Origin of the sequence: Rhizobium sp. PDO1-076 (assembly GCF_000247475.1) — a bacterium.
Taxonomy (GTDB): domain Bacteria; phylum Pseudomonadota; class Alphaproteobacteria; order Rhizobiales; family Rhizobiaceae; genus Allorhizobium.
Genome location: NZ_AHZC01000427.1, coordinates 1 through 18,916, shown reverse-complemented (window position 1 = coordinate 18,916; position 18,916 = coordinate 1). Strand labels below are relative to the sequence as shown.

The 18,916-nt window shown below is 60.2% G+C and carries 17 protein-coding genes and 3 pseudogenes; 11 read left to right on the top strand and 9 right to left on the bottom strand.

Annotation, left to right across the window (positions count from 1 at the left end):
- On the top strand, positions 1-554 hold a 554-nt coding region (locus PDO_RS24715; RefSeq protein ID WP_037075418.1), incomplete at its 5' end, for an aldolase.
- Between the two features lie 45 nt (positions 555-599).
- Here the strand turns inward: PDO_RS24715 and PDO_RS28135 are convergent.
- Positions 600-710: pseudogene (locus PDO_RS28135) on the bottom strand (LysR family transcriptional regulator); the annotation flags it as partial.
- Positions 711-805: 95 nt separating this feature from the next.
- The gene (locus tag PDO_RS28130; RefSeq protein ID WP_458574671.1) at positions 806-955 is read right to left on the bottom strand and encodes a hypothetical protein; all 150 of its coding nucleotides are present in this window, start codon (positions 953-955) and stop codon (positions 806-808) included.
- 17 nt (positions 956-972) lie between these two features.
- Between PDO_RS28130 and PDO_RS24710 the strand changes: the two are divergent.
- The 5 genes and pseudogenes from PDO_RS24710 to PDO_RS24690 form a co-directional block, all read left to right on the top strand.
- Positions 973-1,623, top strand: a pseudogene (locus tag PDO_RS24710) (DUF3363 domain-containing protein); the annotation flags it as partial.
- Positions 1,624-1,645: 22 nt separating this feature from the next.
- Positions 1,646-3,631, top strand: a pseudogene (locus PDO_RS24705) (conjugal transfer protein TraG).
- Between the two features lie 9 nt (positions 3,632-3,640).
- Entirely contained in the window at positions 3,641-4,078 is a 438-nt protein-coding gene (locus PDO_RS24700) for a hypothetical protein (protein WP_007608229.1), read from the top strand.
- A gap of 510 nt (positions 4,079-4,588) precedes the next feature.
- On the top strand, positions 4,589-5,173 hold the full coding sequence (locus PDO_RS24695) for a TetR/AcrR family transcriptional regulator (protein ID WP_007608228.1): 585 nt from the start codon (positions 4,589-4,591) through the stop codon (positions 5,171-5,173).
- 28 nt (positions 5,174-5,201) lie between these two features.
- Positions 5,202-6,227 carry an NAD-dependent epimerase/dehydratase family protein gene (locus tag PDO_RS24690; RefSeq protein ID WP_007608227.1) on the top strand — a complete coding sequence of 342 codons (1,026 nt, stop codon included), beginning with the start codon at positions 5,202-5,204 and terminating at the stop codon, positions 6,225-6,227.
- Here PDO_RS24690 and PDO_RS24685 read toward each other — a convergent pair.
- On the bottom strand, positions 6,218-6,613 hold the full coding sequence (locus PDO_RS24685; RefSeq protein WP_007608226.1) for a MerR family transcriptional regulator: 396 nt from the start codon (positions 6,611-6,613) through the stop codon (positions 6,218-6,220). The genes PDO_RS24690 and PDO_RS24685 overlap by 10 nt on opposite strands.
- A gap of 70 nt (positions 6,614-6,683) precedes the next feature.
- Between PDO_RS24685 and PDO_RS24680 the strand changes: the two genes are divergently transcribed.
- The 4 genes from PDO_RS24680 (at position 6,684) to PDO_RS24665 (ending at position 11,053) form a co-directional block, all read left to right on the top strand.
- Entirely contained in the window at positions 6,684-7,667 is a 984-nt protein-coding gene (locus tag PDO_RS24680; protein ID WP_007608219.1) for an aldo/keto reductase, read from the top strand.
- Between the two features lie 669 nt (positions 7,668-8,336).
- A complete protein-coding gene (locus PDO_RS24675; RefSeq protein WP_007608218.1) occupies positions 8,337-8,768 on the top strand; it encodes a MarR family winged helix-turn-helix transcriptional regulator in 432 nt (143 codons plus the stop codon).
- 112 nt (positions 8,769-8,880) lie between these two features.
- Complete coding sequence (locus PDO_RS24670) at positions 8,881-10,284, top strand: DHA2 family efflux MFS transporter permease subunit (protein ID WP_007608216.1); 1,404 nt, start codon at positions 8,881-8,883, stop codon at positions 10,282-10,284.
- Positions 10,285-10,309: 25 nt separating this feature from the next.
- Positions 10,310-11,053 carry an NADPH-dependent F420 reductase gene (locus tag PDO_RS24665; protein WP_007608214.1) on the top strand — a complete coding sequence of 248 codons (744 nt, stop codon included), beginning with the start codon at positions 10,310-10,312 and terminating at the stop codon, positions 11,051-11,053.
- A gap of 150 nt (positions 11,054-11,203) precedes the next feature.
- Here PDO_RS24665 and PDO_RS24660 read toward each other — a convergent pair whose 3' ends face one another.
- From PDO_RS24660 to PDO_RS24650, 3 genes are read right to left on the bottom strand one after another with little or no spacing between them, the layout of a single operon-like run.
- A complete protein-coding gene (locus PDO_RS24660; protein ID WP_007608212.1) occupies positions 11,204-11,800 on the bottom strand; it encodes a cysteine hydrolase family protein in 597 nt (198 codons plus the stop codon).
- Entirely contained in the window at positions 11,797-12,501 is a 705-nt protein-coding gene (locus tag PDO_RS24655; RefSeq protein ID WP_007608210.1) for a glutathione S-transferase family protein, read from the bottom strand. The genes PDO_RS24660 and PDO_RS24655 overlap by 4 nt, the downstream gene beginning before the upstream one ends.
- A gap of 29 nt (positions 12,502-12,530) precedes the next feature.
- The gene (locus PDO_RS24650) at positions 12,531-13,289 is read right to left on the bottom strand and encodes an SDR family NAD(P)-dependent oxidoreductase (RefSeq protein ID WP_007608209.1); all 759 of its coding nucleotides are present in this window, start codon (positions 13,287-13,289) and stop codon (positions 12,531-12,533) included.
- 172 nt (positions 13,290-13,461) lie between these two features.
- On the opposite strand from PDO_RS24650, the gene PDO_RS24645 reads away from it, so the two are divergent.
- Positions 13,462-14,364: an AraC family transcriptional regulator gene (locus PDO_RS24645; RefSeq protein WP_037075410.1), complete on the top strand. Its 903-nt coding sequence runs from the start codon at positions 13,462-13,464 to the stop codon at positions 14,362-14,364.
- A 233-nt stretch (positions 14,365-14,597) separates the two neighbouring features.
- On the opposite strand, the gene acnA is transcribed toward PDO_RS24645, so the two are convergent.
- The 3 genes from acnA to PDO_RS24630 all read right to left on the bottom strand — a co-directional run.
- Positions 14,598-17,252: an aconitate hydratase AcnA gene (gene acnA / locus PDO_RS24640; protein WP_007608206.1), complete on the bottom strand. Its 2,655-nt coding sequence runs from the start codon at positions 17,250-17,252 to the stop codon at positions 14,598-14,600.
- A gap of 144 nt (positions 17,253-17,396) precedes the next feature.
- Positions 17,397-18,281 carry a GntR family transcriptional regulator gene (locus tag PDO_RS24635; RefSeq protein WP_007608205.1) on the bottom strand — a complete coding sequence of 295 codons (885 nt, stop codon included), beginning with the start codon at positions 18,279-18,281 and terminating at the stop codon, positions 17,397-17,399.
- A gap of 84 nt (positions 18,282-18,365) precedes the next feature.
- A partial coding sequence (locus PDO_RS24630; RefSeq protein WP_007608204.1) for a tripartite tricarboxylate transporter permease occupies positions 18,366-18,916 on the bottom strand: 551 nt, incomplete at its 5' end.

Here is an 18,916-nt window from a genome sequence, read left to right as displayed (position 1 = left end):
ATAATGGGGTCAATTTTGCACGACGAAACACAGCAGGCGATGGTGTGCCGGAGGCAACCGCCTTCTACATTCATGCGCGGCTGCACAAGATGTCACCGCCGGTGGGTGCTGCCTTTCACAGCCATATGCCGAACGCCACGGCGCTTGGCATGGTGGAAGGCGAACCACTGCTCTGGGCAGGGCAGACGGCCCTCAAGTTCTACGGCCGTGTCGCGGTCGACGAAAACTACCACGGTCTCGCGCTCGACGAGAGCGAGGGTGACAGGATCGCCTCGGTGCTTGGTGACAAGGCTATCCTGTTTATGAAAAATCATGGCGTGATGGTCTGTGCGCCCAACATCGCCGAGGCTTGGGACAATCTCTATTATCTCGAACGCGCGGCCGAAGTTCAGTTGAAGGCGATGAGTTCGGGACGCAAGCTCCTGCCGGTTTTGCCCGATGTCACTGCCGAAGCGGCACGGCAGATGCGGGAAAGGGACCCGGAAAGCGCAAGGATGCACCTGCAAAGCATCCGTCGGGTGCTGGACCGGCAGACGCCGGGATACCGGGACTGATCGGGTGAAGAAAGGCGAAGCACACCTTTCGCCCGTTTCTCCGGGTCAGGGCGTGCCGTTCTGCAGGGGTGAATCACACAATGTCTGCACCATATGTTCGATGAAGGCACGGACGCAGTGGGGCAGGGGGCGGCCACCGACATAGATGGCAAGGACCTTAGACACAATTTCCCTCCAATTTGCGGAGACCAGAGCACGTGTAAAACTTGCTCAGATCGCGCCTTTGGAGTGGGGTGCTGGCTCTGAACTCATCAAGGCGAATATGTTGGCTTGAAGCGCTCGATCCAGAATTCGTGAATGGGTATTTCCGTTTTCCCAACGGTCATCAGTTCGGCCATTACGTCACCGACACCCGGACCGAGTTGGAAGCCATGGCCACAGAAGCCGAAGGCGTGGAACAGGCCGGGTGTGGTTGCTGACGGCCTATGCGGTGGTGGACGGCACGGACGGGCGCACCCATCACATCAAGCTGCCCGACCTCGATGCCGCCGGCGACAGCGCGCCGGGCTCGATCGTCGAGCTGCGCAAGTTCGACGACGCGCAGGGCCGCCGTCGGGTCGCGCTCGCGGTGCGCTCCGATATCGACATCGAACGGCAGGTCAGTGCGTCAGGCGCGACTTGGCTTGACCGGCAGGCGATCGCCCGCGAGCCGGTGGCGCTTGGTGGTGGCGGCTTCGGCGCCGAGGTGCGCGATGCGATGGACAGGCGCGCAGACCATCTGGTTGGCCAGGGTCTCGCCGGACGGCAATCTCGCGGCGTCAGCTTCTCGCCAGGGCTGATCGACACGCTGCGTCAGCGCGAGATCGAGGCCCTCGGCCAGAAGGTGGCAACCGACACCGGTCGGCAATTCTCGAAGGCGGCTACGGGCGAGTATGTGGCGGGGACGTACCGTCGGCGCTTTGCGCTCGCGTCTGGTCGCTTCGCCATGATCGATGACGGCCTCGGCTTTCAGCTCGTGCCCTGGACGCCATCCCTCGAAAAGCAAATCGGCCAGCATGTTTCCGGCGTCTCGCGCGGCAACAGTGGTGTCGACTGGAGCTTCGGGCGCAAGCGCGGGCTCGGAATGTAATCCATCAAGAAAGGAACACGCCATATCGGCGACCAAGATCCTCTGGGGCCAACTCATCACGCTCCGCCTGATCGTCCTCATGACGACCTACGCGGCGACACAGTGGACCGCTTGGCGGTTGGGATTTCAGCCGCAGCTCGGCGTCCCCTGGTTCGAATTGGCGGGTTGGCCGATCTACTATCCGCCGGCCTTCTTCTGGTGGTGGTACATCTACGATGCCTACGCACCGCCGATCTTTGTCGAAGGTGGTTTCATTGCCGCGTCCGGCGGCTTCATCGCTATTGCCGCAGCGATCGGCATGTCGGTCTGGCGGACGCGCGAGACGAAGAATGTCGAAACCTATGGCTCCGCCCGTTGGGCAGGTCCTGACGAAATAAAAGCGGCCGGTTTGCTCGGCGCCGACGGCGTTTTGCTCGGTAAGCACGGTCGCGATTACCTTCGCCATGACGGCCCGGAGCATGTGCTGTGCTTCGCGCCCACGCGGTCCGGCAAAGGCGTCGGCCTGGTGGTGCCGTCGCTGCTGACCTGGCCGGGCTCCGCCATCGTCCACGACATCAAGGGCGAAAACTGGATGTTGACCGCTGGCTTTCGCGCGCGCCATGGTCAAGTCTTGCTGTTTGATCCGACCAATGCCAAGTCTGCCGCCTACAATCCGCTGCTGGAAGTCCGGAAAGGGGAATGGGAAGTTCGCGACGTCCAGAATATCGCCGACATTCTCGTGGATCCGGAAGGCTCGCTGGAAAAGCGAAATCACTGGGAAAAGACCAGTCACGCGCTTCTGGTTGGAGCGATCCTCCATGTTCTCTATGCCGAGGCCGACAAGACACTCGCTGGCGTCGGGGCCTTCCTGTCTGATCCGAAGCGGCCAATCGAGTCGACGCTCGCCGCCATGATGAAGACGGCGCATCTCGGCGAGGCCGGGCCGCATCCGGTCATAGCGTCCGCCGCGCGTGAGTTGCTGAACAAATCCGACAATGAGCGATCGGGCGTGCTGTCGACCGCCATGTCGTTCCTCGGGCTCTATCGTGATCCCGTCGTCGCGGAAGTCACGCGCCGCTGTGATTGGCGCAGAACTGACGTCGTTGGCGGCAAACATCCCGCAACGCTTTATCTGGTGGTTCCGCCATCTGACATCAACCGGACGAAACCGCTGATCCGCCTGATCCTCAATCAGGTCGGACGTCGCCTGACCGAGGACCTGTAGGCGAAGGGCAACGGCCATCGGCTTCTCCTGATGCTCGACGAGTTTTCGGCGCTTGGTCGTCTCGACTTCTTCGAGAGCGCCCTTGCCTTCATGGCGGGTTATGGCCTGAAGGCGTTCCTGATTTCCCAGTCGCTGAATCAGATCGAGAAGGCTTATGGACCGAACAATTCGATCCTCGACAACTGCCACGTGCGCGTAAGCTTCGCGACCAATGACGAACGCACCGCCAAACGGGTATCCGATGCGCTGGGGACCGCGACCGAGATGAAGGCGATGAAGACCTATGCCGGCCACCGGCTCTCGCCATGGCTCGGGCATTTGATGGTTTCGCGCTCCGAGACGGCACGGCAGTTGCTGACGCCGGGCGAAATCATGCAGCTTCCGCTTTCGGACGAGATCATCATGGTGGCGGGTGTCCCTCCGATCCGAGCCAAGAAAGCCCGATACTATGAGGATAGACGTCTTCGGGAGCGGATCCTCACCCCGCCCACCCTGACCAAGCCAGAGAGCGTACAGGCAGACGACTGGAGCAACATCGAACCTCCGAAGCCGCCGGTATTGGACACGCGGGTCCCAGCAGAAGCGCAGACGGACGACGATCCGACGGAATCCGAACGCCGACATCAGCCGGAACTGAGCCCGACCAAGACCGTCGAACGCAAGGATGTCATCGAGAACGAATTCGAGATAGATCCCCCCGATGACTCGGAGGACGATACCGCCCGGCTCAGCCACATGAATCAGACTATGCGCCAGGTAGCACGTCAGGCCTCGCTCGATCCGGGCGACGGGATCGATCTGTAGGAGACGATTGTGATAAAAGCTCCCAAGAAGCAGCGGCTGTCTGTTTATCTAGATCCCGATGTCATGACGGCGCTCGCGGCATATGCTGGTCGGCGTGATCAATCGCTTTCCCTGATAGCCGAAGCAGGTATAGCGTCCTTCCTGTCGCCAGACATGGCCGAGCGACAGGAGGCTGCCACGGCCAAGCGGCTTGACCAACTTGACCGCCGCATGACGCGGATGGAACGTGACCTCGGCATTTCCGTCGAGACCTTGGCAGTTTTTGTGCGTTTCTGGTTGACGACAACCCCAGCGCTGCCAGAGCTTGCCGCGCAGGCGGCCCGGGCCAAATCAAGCGAGCGCTATGAGGCGTTCGTTGCCGCGTTGGCGCGCAGGCTGGCGAAAGGTCCCAAGCTGAGACAGGAGATTTCCGAGGATATTGGGCAAAGCGGCCACGAAGACCGTTGATCTTCTTTCATATGCGAATTGTGTGCCAACACGTTAACTGCCCGAATCTCGCAGCATAGTCTGTGGTCAAGATCGCAAGTCGAGAGCGCCTGTTGATTATCGCCAGAGTTTGATCCAGTTTTCCATTTCGGGAAGATCCGCTGACTCCGCGAAATTATGTTTCCGGTCAACGTCCTGAATGAGCTTCAGGGGTATCATGCGAAATGAAAAAATGGGGCAAGTCTTATTGAAACTCAACATGCTGCGGCACCGTAGTAGAAACTGCCTTCAACGAATCGCGTTGAAAACGCTTGTGAAAAAATTGTCTCGTTGCTGGAAGGAACAACGGGATTTCCGGTTCGATTCCTTATCAAGGCGAAAGCGACTGACCAGCCATCGTACCCCCCCCCAACCCACCGTCGTTCGAGCACGGGACGGCTTGCTCCTCAGCAGTTAGCAAGTGGGCACAGTCTTGACGAAGGCGGCGCTCACAATTTATAACCATCTGGTTGGAAATAATCAGATGTGGCGATGGGTAGAAAACGGGTTATCGATCAGCAGGCCGTGCTCAATGCGGCGGAGCGAGTTGTTGGGCGCGATGGCGCCGCCAATCTGACGATCGATGCGGTCGCCAAGGAGGCTGGGGTCAACAAGGCGAGCGTGCTCTACGATCACAAGTCCAAGCAGGCGCTGGTCGAGGCGATCATTGATCGCGCGTTCCAGAGAGACAACGCCTATCATGCCGGGATCGAAGAGCAGATCAGCGAGCCTCAAGATCGAGTGATCAAAGGCCGTATCCTTGCTGCATCCGACCCGCCAAATGACGAATTCAAGGCGGTTGCACTGAACCTCAGCGCAGCTCTCGCGCTTGATGTGGGACTGCGTGGAAAGATGCAGGAGAGCCAGGCCCGGACAATCGCCCGCATCAAGGAAACGTCTCCGTCGCCGGGCGGAGCACTTCTCGCCTACCTGGCGCTCGAAGGGCTCAAGTTCCTAGAACATCTCGATTTCCATCATTTCGTGCGTGAAGACCGTGATCGGATTCTTCGCGAGATCAACTGGCTCGTCACAGCTCATCCGGAAGAGATTGATCTTTCCCATTCCGAGACGAACTGACAAAATATAGTACCATCAGGTGAATGACATGACAGACAGCATTGCCGCACATGCCGCGGTCACAGATAAACTCGTCCCGTTTCAACATATCTTTCTGACCGGAGGCAGCGGCTATGTTGGCCGTAACCTGATCCGCCATTTCGTCGTTCGCGGTGCCACGGTAAGGGCGCTGGTCCGCAGCGATGCAGCGGCGGAAATCGTCCAGGAGCTTGGCGCCGTCCCGTTCCGAGGCGATCTTTTCAGCGCCGAACTTGCCTCGAGCATGTCGGGCTGCCATGCCCTCATTCACGCCGCCGCGGATACGGATCATGGCCCCGCGACCGAGAAGCAGCGGCGCATCAACGAGGACGGGACGCGCGCGGTACTGGATGCCGCGCGAGTCGCCGGCATCACCAAGGTCATTCATCTCAGCACGGACTCCGTGCTGGCTACGGGCAGCCCGCTCATCAACGTAGACGAGACCATGCCGTTACCCTCGAAGCCGGCTGGCGGCTATTCCCGCAGCAAGGGGGTGGCAGAACATATCGCGCTCGCCGCCAACGGCTCCGAGCTCTCTGTTGTCGTGCTACGCCCTCGCTTTGTCTGGGGGCGCGACGACACAACCGCACTGCCTACGCTCATGGAGGCGGTGCGGTCCGGCAAGTTCGCATGGATCGCCGGAGGCACCTATCTGACGTCAACGACCCATATCGCCAATCTCTGCCATGCCGTCGAGCTGGCGCTCGGACGGGGTCGCGGCGGCGAGGTCTATTTCATCTCGGATGGAGAGCCATTGCCGTTCCGCACGATGGTATCAGCCCTCATTGAAACGCAGGAGCATCAGGTTCCAGAGAAGACCGTGCCGCGTTTCGTCGTTCGCACCGTTGCCGCGATCGGCGACGTGCTTTGCAGAATTACCCATGGTCGGGTCGTACCGCCGCTCACGCTTCAAACCTATGCGACTTCGGCCGTCGAAATATCCTTCGATATTGGCAAGGCTCGGCGTGAACTGGGCTATGCGCCTGTGATCTCAAGGGAAGAGGGGCTGGCCGAATTGCGGACTGCTCAGCACTGATAGTCTTCTAGGCGGGGTGCACCCTCGGGCTTTCCTGCCTTGATCCAGTCCACCTTGCCGCGCAAGAACGATAGAGCCGTATCCAGTGCGGCTCTTCGTTCGTCCAACCGCGCGATTTGTGACTGCAGGACTTCGATCGTGCGTTCCGGCGAATGCTCGCCGGCGCGATATTCCTCGTTGAGTGCCAGGATCTCGCCGAGCGAATAGCCCAGCGTCTGCTGCAGGCGGATCATGCGCGCAGTGTTCACGTCCTCCTTCCGGAACACCTGGTAGGGATTGGAGCCTCCCTTGACGCTGCGCTCAGGCTTCAACAGACCTTTGGTAATGTAGAAGCGGATCGTATCGACAGGGAGATCTGTCGCTCTGGCAAATTCCGAAATTAGCATAATTCAACCCTTGACCATGGACTGTACTCCATACTTACAAGAGATACTTGTCAAGATATGGAGAACCGGAATGACAAGCAAAACCATCACCATGCCGCAGGTACAACTCGGGCAGAATGGACCCATGATCGGCGTCCAAGGGCTGGGTTGCATGGGCATGAGCGAATTTTACGGGGAGACAGACGAGGCCGAGTCCCGTGCCACGCTGGAACGGGCACTGGAACTCGGTGTGACGATGTACGACACCGCCGACATGTATGGCGTCGGCGCGAATGAGGAATTTCTCGCCCCCTTCATCGCGGCCCATCGCGACCAGATCGTCATTGCTACCAAGTTCGGCTATACCCGCACGCCCGAGACCCCCGACGACTGGAGCCTCGACAATCGTCCCGAATTCATCAGGGCCGCAGTTGACCGTTCCCTAAAACGTCTCGGTGTCGATGCCATCGACCTCTACTACATGCACCGCCGCGATGGTGCTACGCCGCTGGAGGAATCCGTCGGCGCGATGGCGGATCTGGTGACGGCCGGCAAGGTGAAGTGGCTCGGCCTTTCGGCGGTCAGCCCGGAAGACTTGCGCATAGCCCATGCAATCCACCCAATCGCCGCCTTGCAGTCGGAATGGTCGATCTTCACCCGTGACATAGAGAAGGATGTCGTTGCGACGGCCGCAGAACTTGGTGTGACAATCGTGCCGTACTCGCCTCTCGGCCGCGGCATGCTTACCGGCCAGGCATTCGCCGCGAGCTTGACTGGCGACGATGCCCGTCAGTATTTCCCCCGCTTTTCCGTAGACAACCGCGTTGCCAACATGCGTCTTGTGGCCAGGATCGAGGAGATCGCCTCCGCCAAGGGCGTGACCTCAGCACAGCTTGCCCTCGCGTGGCTTTACGCGAAGTCCGAGACTTTGAACGTGAAGGCGGTTCCAATTCCGGGAACACGCAAACGCACCCGTCTTGAGGAGAACGCCGCGGCAGTCTCCATCACACTTACAGCAGAGGAAACGCAAATGCTGGAGCCGTTTGCGGCGGCGGTGCAGGGTGTTGCGGTCTGAATGGATCGCTTCGATGCGCGGTCCTTGTCCGCGCATCGAAGTCAATTCAAACGGCCGTCTCGGAAAAAACCAGACCTCAGCAGGGACTTACATCCGCTATTCATGTTGGGCGTCCGGCCATCGGCTCCAATGCAGTCGGCCCAATACTCAGGGTGGCCGGTCCGACTCTCATCAAGGTGAATATGGATGCCTATGCCCTGCCTACTTATCGCACTTCTAGAAGGTAACCGCCGACTTAACGACGATAGCCGCTCATCTCCATGCATAGATCCACGTGGATAGTTTGCCCGCAACGAATGGGCGGCCATTCCTTGTCATGACAGCGTCAGCGAAATCCCGTGGAGCTTCTTTGGCAAGTTATGCCAGCATTCTACGACATAGTGCTCGCGCTTGGCCTTCCATATCATTGCATGATTTGCTGTCCGCCCTGCTTCGGCGGGTGTTGCGATCCTAACAAGATTCTGCAGGCAGAGATGGCGATGTCGGGGAAGAGGGTCCGGCCGCGATCCTTGGTTGGCTTGGTGCGAAAGGCTCCTGGCTCGACGATGATTATGTCTCCTGTTTTAGTTTATGCCGAGAGGCGCTTTAAAACTCCAGCCTCCTCGACGGACCTCTTGCCAACCTGCGTTGTCCTATTATATAGTGCACTACATAATAGGACAACGCAAAATGATGCCTGTGCAAGATACTGTCGGGGCCCAGCTATCGTTCGCGCTTTATGGCGCGATGAGCCGTGTCGTACGGCTGCACAAACCGTTCCTCGAGCCGCTGGGCCTGACGTTCCCGCAATACCTTGTGATCCTCGATCTCGTAAACGGTTCACCGCGCACAGTTGGTGAACTGGGATCCCGTCTCGGAATGGACACGGGCACGCTTACCCCGCTGCTGAAGCGGCTGCAGACGGCCGGAATGGTCACCCGCACGCGTGATGTGAAAGATGAGCGCCGTGTCCTGGTCGACCTCACGGAGGCGGGCAGGGCGCTCGAGGCCGACATCCGCAGCATCAATGGCAAGATCAGGGCAGCATGCCAGCTGGATGAGCAGGGAATCGCGGCGCTGCACGACACCCTTCAGAACCTGGGCCACCCACGCCAGGACTGACGAAGCGGTCATCAGGCCACTTTGCGCGACTGGTCCATCATAAACAGAAAGCCGGAAAGTATGACTGCCCCCCCTCAAGGATCACGACCGCCAAACGCTTTCGCGTGAGGCTGTGCTAACGATCAGCGTGCTTGTCGTGTCGACCTTCACGGTCATCCTCAACGAGATGCTGATGGGCGTTGCCATGCCGCGCATCATGGTCGATCTGTTGATCACCGCATTTACGGCGCAGTGGCTAACGACGGCCTACATGCTGACGATGGCGGTCGTGATCCCGGCGACGGGTTTCCTGACCGAGCGCTACCAGATGCGAACCGTCTTCACGCTGGCTATGGCATTGTTTGCGGTCGGCACCCTGGTTGCCATCGTCGCTCCGGGGTTCGAAACTTTGCTGGTGGGCCGGGTAATTCAGGCGGTCGGCACGGCGATCGTGATCCCGCTGTCCTACACGGCCATGAGCACCCTCGTGCCGGAGTCCCGGCGTGGCAGCGTGATGGCGATGAATATCGTAGCCACCTCGGCAGCTCCCGCGCTCGGCCCGTTGTTTTCCGGCGTGATCCTGTCCCGGTTCGACTGGCCGTGGCTTTTTATCGCAATCCTGCCGCTCGCCCTCGCCACGCTCGCGCTCGGCTATGCCACCATTCGCGTCCGTAGCGACGCTCGAAAGGTGGCGCTCGATGCACTGTCCCTCGTCCTGTCCGGCGTCGGGTTTGCAAGCCTCGTCTACGGCTTGGCTTCACTGGGCGAAGGTGGAGGACACACGGTGGTCTCCCCGTGGACGTCGCTCCTGCTGGGGGTCGTCGTGGTGGCGGCCTTCGTCGCGAGACAGGTGCACCTGCAGAAGTCCGACCGCGCCCAGCTCGACATGCGACCATTCAAGGTCCGCACGTTCAGCGTCGCCGCCTTTATCATGCTCTGCTTCATGATCGCCTGCTACGGCATGATGACGCTGATGCCGGTTATCCTCCAGACCTCCTACGGACTAAGCACTGTCCAGGCTGGCCTGTTCATGGTGCCAGGTGGCGTCACGATTGCAATCGTGTCAGCGGTGGTCGGACGCCTGTACGACCGGATTGGTCCAAGGCCATTGGTTATTACCGGGGCGGTGATCGACGCCGCAGGCCTGTATGCCCTGTCGACCCTGGCACCAGGCACCGCGATCGAACTGCTTCTGGTCACCTATCTCTTCATCATCGTCGGACAGGCGCTGATGTGGACGCCACTGTTTGCCGCCTCGCTTGGCGTCCTCAACGCCCACCTGCTTCCGCATGGCAGCGCCATCGTCAATACGCTTCAGCAGCTGGCAGGCGCCGCAGGCATCGCAATCATGTTCTCGATCATGGGCATGGCCAGCAGGCTCTATCAGGAGGGCGGCGAGGCGGTCGGACCGGCGATGGCGCATGGTGCGCAGCAGGCCTACCTCGTCGGCTGCGGCTTCGTGCTGGTGTCTCTGCTTGCCGCACTTCTTCTGCCAAGGCGGGCCCTCGCTGCCGGCGTGGCGCTACCCGCCCACTAATCCATTTAAAATAGAGGGAACCACCATGAAAATCGGCATTCTTGGAACGGGCAACATGGGCCGAGTTTTGACCCGCAAGCTCGCTGCAGCAGGCCATGACGTCAAGGTCGCAAACTCTCGCGGGCCTCAGACTATTGAAGCCGAAGTGCTCGAAACCGGAGCACAGGCTGTCACGACGGAAGACGCTGTCAAGGACGTCGAGGTCGTGATCATGACCATGCCCCATCCGGCATTCGAGAGGATCAGGCAGCTGATCGCGGCTCTGCCCGAAGAGACGGTCGTCATCGACATCTCCAACTACTTCCCGGGCCGCGATCCGGTCAATCCCGAACTCGACAGCGACATCGCCGAGAGCGAGTGGGTGCGCGACTACTTTGGCCGACCAATTGCCAAGGCATGGAATTCCATCGGCATGGTATCCTTCGAGACCAAAGGCATGCCAAAGGGACAGCCTGGCCGTGTCGCTTTGCCGGTTTCCGCAGACCGGGGCCATGACCGTGACATCGCCATGGCTCTGGTTGATGACACGGGCTTCGATGGCTTCGACGCGGGTAGCCTCGCAGACTCCTGGCGCCAGCAGCCCGGCTCGCCGGTCTATATCACCGATCTGACATATGACGAGATGGGACCGGCGCTTGCATTGGCCGAACGCCACCGGCTTCCCAAGCGCCGCGACATCTCTGCTCAAGTGTTTGCGGAGCGGGCAGGTGAGGGAAAGTCACCTGATGCTGAAACCGTCGTCAGGATCGCCCGCGCCCTATTCATATAAGCCAATGGGGGCCCAGTCGGCTGGCCGACTAACCTGTGTGGAACGACACGCAGGAAATCAATCAACTGAAATCCCGGAGACTGAAAAGGAAGGTTTAAGGGTGGCCGGACGGAAACCCGGCTCCATGACAGAACCGGGTCCAGTGGCGGATTATGCCTTCGCCACGAATTCCTGCGTGGTGATGGCGTTGGCGTAAAAGGGTGCGATCTCGGCCACGAAGTCGTCCTGTTGCTTGCGGGTATAGCCAGCCGACGCGTCGTAGATGACATTGGTGTCGTAGCCGAGGTCGTGCGCGTTGCGCATCGAAGACTCGACGCACTGGCGCAGCGAAAAGCCCGACAGGTAGATCTCATTGATGCGGTTGTTGCGCAGGTAGCCGTCGAGCGTGGTTCCGACGAAGACGCTGCTACCGCCGGCGCGCTCGCGAACGACATGCTCGCCTTCCGCCGGCTCGAAGCCGGGGAAGAAATCGGCCTGCTCGCCCAGGAACGCGCCATGGTCGCGCGTTATCTTGCGCAGGCCGTACTTGGCCTCGCCCAGCACCTTGAAGGTCGGCTCGAACTTCAGCGCTGCGTGGATCACGTGCATGCCGCGACGGCGGGCCTCTTCAAGGATGATTTTCGAATTGGCGATCGCGGTGTCGACCTGCTCCCGGTCCTGAAACACCGGATAAATGCCGCCGGTCGGGGAGAGCCAGTCGTTGACATATTCGATCAGGATCAGCGCGGGCTTGGATGGGTCGGTCATGATATCACTCCTTGGAATTCTGATTGGTAAGCCGCGATCATCGCGCCTTGCTGGCGCAGGTGGTCGCGAAACAGGTCGGGATAGGTGTCGATCACGGCGCTCTTGACGCTGGATCGCTCGGCAAGTGCCGCGCGCCACGCCGTCACCCGTGGCAGACCAGCAAAGATCGGGTCCGCCACTTGCCGATCGATGATCCCGAAATAGCGGAAAAGCGGTGCGTAGACCGCATCGACCAGGCCAAAGTCCGCCCCGGCGAAATACGGGCCGTCGCCCAGTTCGGCCTCGATCTTGCTCAGCCGATCACGGAAGGCGGCCCGCCTGGCGTCGGCGGTCGCCATGTCCTTGGCGTGGAGGAACTGCCAGCCCTCCGTAAAGGTCTGGGTGGCGAATTCGATCCAGGCGCGATGCCGTGCACGCAGCAATGCATCGTCGGGATACATCGCCGCGCCGCCTTGCGTCTCGTTCAGATATTCGCAGATGACCACGCTTTCGAAGAGGTTCGCCTCCTCACCGTTCGGCTGGCGCACCTTCAGCACCGGCACCTTGCCCGTCGGCGACAGGTCCAGAAACCAGTCGGGCTTGGCCGATAGATCGACGTTGACCCGGTCGAACGCCACCCCCTTTTCGAGGAGGACGATCGCGGCACGCTGGACGAATGGGCACAGCGGGTGGCTGACGAGAGTGAGGTTTTGCTCGGTCATGGTGTTGTCTCGATGTGCTGGAAATGAGATCAGAGCGACTGGCCGCCCGACACGTCGAAGGTCGTGCCGTTGGCCCAGCCGAAATCGTCTGACAGGATCGCTGCGACCGCGCCGCCGATGTCGTCGGGCTGACCGACGCGGCCTAGCGCGATCTTGCTCGCGACGAAGGCATGAGCCTGTTCGTCATCGCGGACCCTACCACCGCCGAAATCGGTGGCGATGGCACCGGGCGCGATGGCGTTGACGCGGATCTGCCGCGCGCCGAGTTCCAGCGCCATGAACCGGGTCAGCGTCTCGAGCCCCGCCTTGGCCGCCGCATAAAGGCCGAAGCTGGCCATCGACGTGCGCGTGAAGCCCGACGAGACGTTGAGGATGCGTCCGCCATCGGCGATGATCGGTAGCAATGCCTGCGTCAGGAACACCGGTCCGCGCAGGTGCATGTCGATCATCATATCGAACTGTTCCTCGCTTGCGTCAGCGACCTGCACGTGGACGACCGCACCGGCGTTGTTGACCAGATAGTCGAACCGGTCGCTGCCGAAGCGGCTTCGAAGCGTCTCGGCGAAGGATGCGGCGAAGGCCGGGAAGCTTGCTACCTTGGTGACGTCGAGCGCGAGCATCGCCGCTGTGCCGCCCAGCGCCTCGATCTCGCTTACCAGTTTCTGGGCTTCCTCGGCGCCCTGGCGATAGGTGCCGACGATGCCGACGCCGCGACGGGCGAGGTGCAGCGCCATGCTGCGACCGAGGCCGCGGCTGGCGCCAGTAATAAGTGCGATCTTCTGAGACATGGCTACATTCCTTGTGATTCTGATTATCGGATGGCACGCCGCTGAGGCGTCGCGTTCGCTGCCAGTCAAATAGGCGATCGCTGTGTCCGACACCCCGCCTAATGCTCTCAATTGTTTGCCTGATTGTCTCAAGCGCTTTGCAGATGGGAGAAATGGTGTCATACTCCTTGGCATGACCGACGACTTACAGCCGCATCGCGATATCGCGCTCCGCCACGGGCGGACCGGAATGACCCTGACGCCGATCCCACGCCTGGAAATCGGCGTAGGAGGACAGGCAACCTCGGGAACGTCACCGTGTCTCTACCGCTCGATGATCTGCTTCATTCTGCAGGGATCGAAAGAGGTAGTCATCCACGACGACCTGCTGCGCTACGACGCGTCTCAATATCTGGTCAGCGCACTCGATCTACCCTTGAGCGGCCAGATCCATGACGCTGGCGACGGCAGTCCTTATGTGGCGATTTCGTTAGTCCTTGACCCGGCACTTCTCGCCGAGGTCGCATCGACGATGCCGGCAATGCGCGACGCGGACGCGCCAGGCAGCGGCATCGCGATCAATCCGATGACGCCTCCGCTGCGCGACACGCTGCTGCGACTGCTGGCGTTGCTCGACACGCCGGCGGACATCCCGGCGCTCGCACCGATGGCCGAACGCGAATTGCTTTATCGTCTCCTGCAGGGCCCGCAGGGGCGACTGTTGCGCCACATCGCCCGCCCGGAAGGCGCGATCGGCGGCATCCGCCGCGCAGTCGAGTGGATCCGCGACCGCGGTAATACGCGGCTGCGGATCGAGGCTCTGTGCGAAGCCGCTGGCATGAGCCGCGCGAGCCTGCATCGCCACTTTCTTGCGCTGACTGGATTGAGCCCGATCCAGTATCAGAAGCAGATACGCCTTCAGGAGGCGCGCCAGTTGCTGCTCGCCGGCGACCGTAGTGCATCCGACGTCGCCTACGCGGTCGGCTATGAAAGCGCCTCTCAGTTCAGCCGCGAATATCTGCGGCAGTTCGGGGCTCCGCCCGTCCGCGACGTGCGCAAGCTCAGGCAGTCGATCGGCGACCATACGATCTGTTAGACGGCTGTTATCGCCCATCCGTTTGAAGCGCATCCCGTTGTGTCCGGGTATCGAAGAGAACAGGGCTATATTAAGTGGTCCGAACACGCCATGGACACGAAGGCTGGGCGAGCGATCCTGTTTGGACTCGCGGAACGCGAGAGTTTTTGCGCGCGTCGGCCGTGAGAGATCTTCAGGTTCCTCAGTTTGCAGCTTAACCGCAACGTTTTCGACGGTCCGACAGTCGAGTTAGTTCAAGGCGACGAAGCTCGACTGTCAGAAGAGCCCAACCCGAACTGCACTGCGTTGGTATCGATCAGGTTTTTCAACAGCAGCGGCAGAATTCCACCCGCCTTCAACATCTCTACCTCAGCGGCGGTTTCTATGGCCGTCGTTGCTCTGAAATTGGTGATTTCGCCGTCGCGTCTCCGAAGGACAACGTCGATCGGACAACGCGGAGCGATCAGGCCCATATCGGCATGGATTTCGATGAGATCACCCGACTTCAGAGCGAGTTCCTCGGGCCCTAAACCTTCCGGCAATCTCATTGGCAAAATGCCCATACCGATAAGATTGGATCGGTGAATCCGTTCGAAGCTCACCGCCAGGACCGCGCGCGCGCCGAGAAGGGATGCGCCTTTCGCTGCCCAATCTCGCGACGACCCCATTCCGTACCGTTCGCCGGCGACAATCACGACGGACTGCTTGCACTCCCCGTAGCGTTTGGCGGCTGACCAGAGCGGGAGGACTTCGCCGGAAGGCGCGTGGATCGTCGATCCTGGTGGGATTTCGCTGCCCAGAAGGTTTTGAACGGTTCGGTTTGTGTACAGACCCCGAACCATCGCTTCCCAGTTGCCCCGCCGCGAAGCGTGAACATTGAGGTCGGTCGGCACCTCTCCGTGCTCAACGAGATAACGGCCGGTTTCACTTTGCGCCCGGATCGCCCCGGCTGGCGAGATATGGTCGGTCGTGATGTCGTCACCGACAACGATCAGTGGATGTGCATCGTACGTGCCGAGCAAGCTGCCTTTTCCGAAGCCTGCGAACGGTGGCCTGCGGATATAGGTCGACCTCTCGTCCCATGGAAACAAGGTCGTCGTCGGCGCCTCGAGTTCGCGCCAAGCCTTGCTGGCCTCGGCTTCGTCATAGGCCGGCTTGAAATCCGCCGCATCCGATGCGACCGCGACCGCCTCGTCGATTTCCTGGCTCGTCGGCCACAACATCGACAGGGTCACAGCCTGCCCATCGGACGAGTGCCCGATCGGGTCCGCCAGAACATTCAGCTCGACTGTTCCAGCCAGCGCGAATGCCACGACAAGCGGAGGCGATGCAAGGAAGCCTGCCTCGAGCTGCGGGTGTACGCGGCCGGGGAAATTGCGGTTGCCCGAGAGAACGGCGACGGGAAGGATTCCCCGGTCCTTCATTGCGACGGCGATCGGCTCGGTCAATGGTCCGGAGTTGCCGATACAGGTCGTGCAGCCATAGCCGACGATCCCGAATCCGACCGCTTCGAGATCCTCCAGCAGCCCTGACCGCCGCAGGTATCTTTCCGCTGTCGGTGATCCCGGCGCGAGCGACGTCTTCACCCAAGGCGCCGGATGCAGACCGAACGATCTCGCTTTTCGCGCCAGCAAGCCCGCGGCAACCACGAGCCGCGGATCGGAGGTGTTGGTGCAGCTTGTAATGGCTGCGATGGCGACCGCGCCATCGTTCGGTTCCGAAATGTCGGCACCTGCGACCGATCCGCGTTTCATCGACGCAATCGCCGCAGCCGTGTCGCCCACCGATATCCTGTCCTGAGGGCGCGTTGGTCCGGCAAGGCTGGGTTCGATCGCCGACAGATCGATCTCGACGACGTGCGTGTATCGGGGTGTCTCCTCCGGATCTAACCAAAGTCCGACGCGTTTGGTGTAGGCTTCGACCAACTCGACCTGCTCCGAGGTTCGTCCCGTCGTCCGGAGGTAGTCAAGCGTGTGGCCGTCGATCGGAAAATATCCGGAATTGCCGCCAAACTCAGGCGTCATGTTTGCAACCACCGACCGGTCGCCGGCCGTCAGGGCTGACACACCGGGACCATAGAACTCCACATACTTATCCTGAAGATCGATCTTTCGAAGGATATGGGTCACCGTCAACGCCAGATCGGTCGCTAGCACCCCATCGCCGAGACGTCCGGTGAAACGGACACCGACCACATCCGGTACGCGGAGCGAGACAGGCATGCCGAAAAACACACTTTCCGCTTCCAGTCCGCCGACGCCCCATGCAAGGACGCCAATGCCGTTGATCATCGGCGTATGGCTGTCGGTCCCGATCAACGTGTCGGGTGCAGCCCAGCGCCGACCGTCTTTCTGGATCGTCGCGACGACTGTCGCGAGGCGCTCCAGATTGAGCGTGTGCATGATGCCCGTACCAGGCGGATGCACGCGAAACCCAGTCAGAGTGTTGGTCGCCCATTTCATGAACCGATACCGCTCGGCATTGCGCTCGAATTCGCGTTTCATGTTAAGCTCAAGCGACGCAGAGCCGCCAAAGGCATCGACAGCCAGGGAATGATCGGTGGAGACGTCCACTGGGACAACGGGATTGAGAAGTGCGGGATCATAGCCCGCCTCTGCAAGTGCCGACCTCATTCCCGCGATATCCACAAGGGCAGGACCGCACGTGGTATCGTGCATCATGACACGATTGGGAAGAAACGGGATCTCCAACTCGCTCGAACCGGTCGCAAGCCAGTCGATGATTGCAGCCTTGGCTCTCGCAGCATCTTCGCCGGCTGTTCTCAGCACGTTTTCCAACAGGATACGATGGATATAGGGAAGCAACCGAAGCTGATGTCCAACCTCCGCTGGCAGGTCTACGACGTCGTACACCACCTCGTTTAACGTGATTTTCGATATGACCGTCATCCCAAATCTCTCATCGCAGGTCCGTTTTAGAAGGGCATAGTCGGGGACGAAAGGTGTCATCGGACCCACGTCACATCACATCTTATTATAACAAAATGCAATGTTGCGGCGGCCACGTGTTTTCGCCTGCTAATCCCCTCCTGATTACACTTTCGGTGTCTTGATTCTGCTCGCACCCATGATGTGGGTGTAGAGGAAGGCGGCCGCTTCTGATCGTCGATCACTCTCGAGAAGATCGAGGATATGCAGATGCTCTGCCGTCTGTTTCGGTAGGCGGCTGCGATCGATGGTGATCTGGTACTCCAGAAGGCGTCGCAATCTATTGATCCGCTTTATCGCATCCAGGAAGAATTCATTTCCGGAACAGGCGACAAGCATTTCATGGAAGTCGTTATTGGCTTTGAAGATCTCTGCCCGCGACCAATGTTCGTATCCACCGTTTCCAAGCGCTGTCTGTGTCTCTCGCGCTCGTCGGAAACCGTCAGCATCCGATTGGAACGTCGGCAGCAGCATCGCCTGCTGTTCGATGACGGCGCGGAAGACATATCCTTCCTCATAGCTCTTCTTCGACATGAGGGTCTGCTTGAACGCCCATCCATTGCCCGGAAGCCGCTCGATCCAGCCCTCGTCGGCGATCCGGTGAAGGATCTTCAACAGCCGGGTTCGTGGCACCTCGTAGAGCCGCATCAACTCATTCTCGCTGACGCGCTCGGCAAACTTCCCGGACAGGCGATCGTCTGCGATCCTGAGATAGACCGCATCGTCGCCCTCTGCAGCACTGCCATTCCCTGACACAAGATCGTCAATTGCCTCGCCGTTCACAGCAAGGAAGTATCCGCGGTTCGGCTCGGCTCGCACGATGCCTCTCTCTTCGAGCTTCTGGAGAGCGCTCATGATCGGAGCACGGGACACACGGAAGTTGTCCGCCAGCATCTGTAGAGGCAGATGATCTCCCTTTCGCATCGCGTTGGATTTCACGAACTCGATGATGTCCGTGCTGATCCGGGGTGAGAGACTATTCCTGGCCATGCCGTTTCCGTGTGTCCCTGTTCTTTCAGTTCGAATTGCCACAGTGATCTGCGCCGCCCGGCACAGTCAAACAGATTTGCGCCATCAATCCTCGTCCTGGCGGAACTTCGCGAGACCTCTGAAGATGAATGGAGCGACCAAGGCAACAAGAGCAATGCCGATCATGATGGCCGAGCTCGGGTGCTGGAGCAGGATCATCGGATCGCCAAGGCTCATCTGCAGCGAGCGGCGCAAGGCACTGTCTGCAAGTGGCCCAAGGATCAGACCGACAACTGCCGGAGCGATGGGATAGTCGTAGCGGCGCATGACAAACCCGGCGACGCCGAAACCCGTCAGCAGCAACAGTTCCGTCACCGAAGGGTTTGCCGCAATTGTGCCCATCGAGGCGAACACGAGAATGCCTGCGTACAACCAGGGCAACGGAATTTTGAGCAGCTTCACCCACATCCCGACCAAGGGCAGGTTGAGAACAAGCAGCATGACATTGGCGATGAACAGACTGGCGACGAGTCCCCAGACGAGGTCGGCGTGCTGGGTGAACAACAGCGGTCCCGGCTGGATGTTATATTGCTGGAAGCCTGCAAGCATGACAGCCGCGGTGGCAGACGTCGGCAATCCAAGTGTCAGCAGCGGAA

Coding starts and splice junctions, on each gene's coding strand:
- PDO_RS24645 (WP_037075410.1), top strand. CDS start 13,462: ATGACCGACGACTTACAGCCGCATCGCGATATCGCGCTCCGCCACGGG.
- PDO_RS24675 (WP_007608218.1), top strand. CDS start 8,337: ATGATGCCTGTGCAAGATACTGTCGGGGCCCAGCTATCGTTCGCGCTT.
- PDO_RS24695 (WP_007608228.1), top strand. CDS start 4,589: ATGGGTAGAAAACGGGTTATCGATCAGCAGGCCGTGCTCAATGCGGCG.
- PDO_RS24685 (WP_007608226.1), bottom strand. CDS start 6,613: ATGCTAATTTCGGAATTTGCCAGAGCGACAGATCTCCCTGTCGATACG.
- PDO_RS24690 (WP_007608227.1), top strand. CDS start 5,202: ATGACAGACAGCATTGCCGCACATGCCGCGGTCACAGATAAACTCGTC.
- PDO_RS24635 (WP_007608205.1), bottom strand. CDS start 18,281: ATGGCCAGGAATAGTCTCTCACCCCGGATCAGCACGGACATCATCGAG.
- PDO_RS24665 (WP_007608214.1), top strand. CDS start 10,310: ATGAAAATCGGCATTCTTGGAACGGGCAACATGGGCCGAGTTTTGACC.
- PDO_RS24680 (WP_007608219.1), top strand. CDS start 6,684: ATGACAAGCAAAACCATCACCATGCCGCAGGTACAACTCGGGCAGAAT.
- PDO_RS24660 (WP_007608212.1), bottom strand. CDS start 11,800: ATGACCGACCCATCCAAGCCCGCGCTGATCCTGATCGAATATGTCAAC.
- PDO_RS24655 (WP_007608210.1), bottom strand. CDS start 12,501: ATGACCGAGCAAAACCTCACTCTCGTCAGCCACCCGCTGTGCCCATTC.
- PDO_RS24650 (WP_007608209.1), bottom strand. CDS start 13,289: ATGTCTCAGAAGATCGCACTTATTACTGGCGCCAGCCGCGGCCTCGGT.
- acnA (WP_007608206.1), bottom strand. CDS start 17,252: ATGACGGTCATATCGAAAATCACGTTAAACGAGGTGGTGTACGACGTC.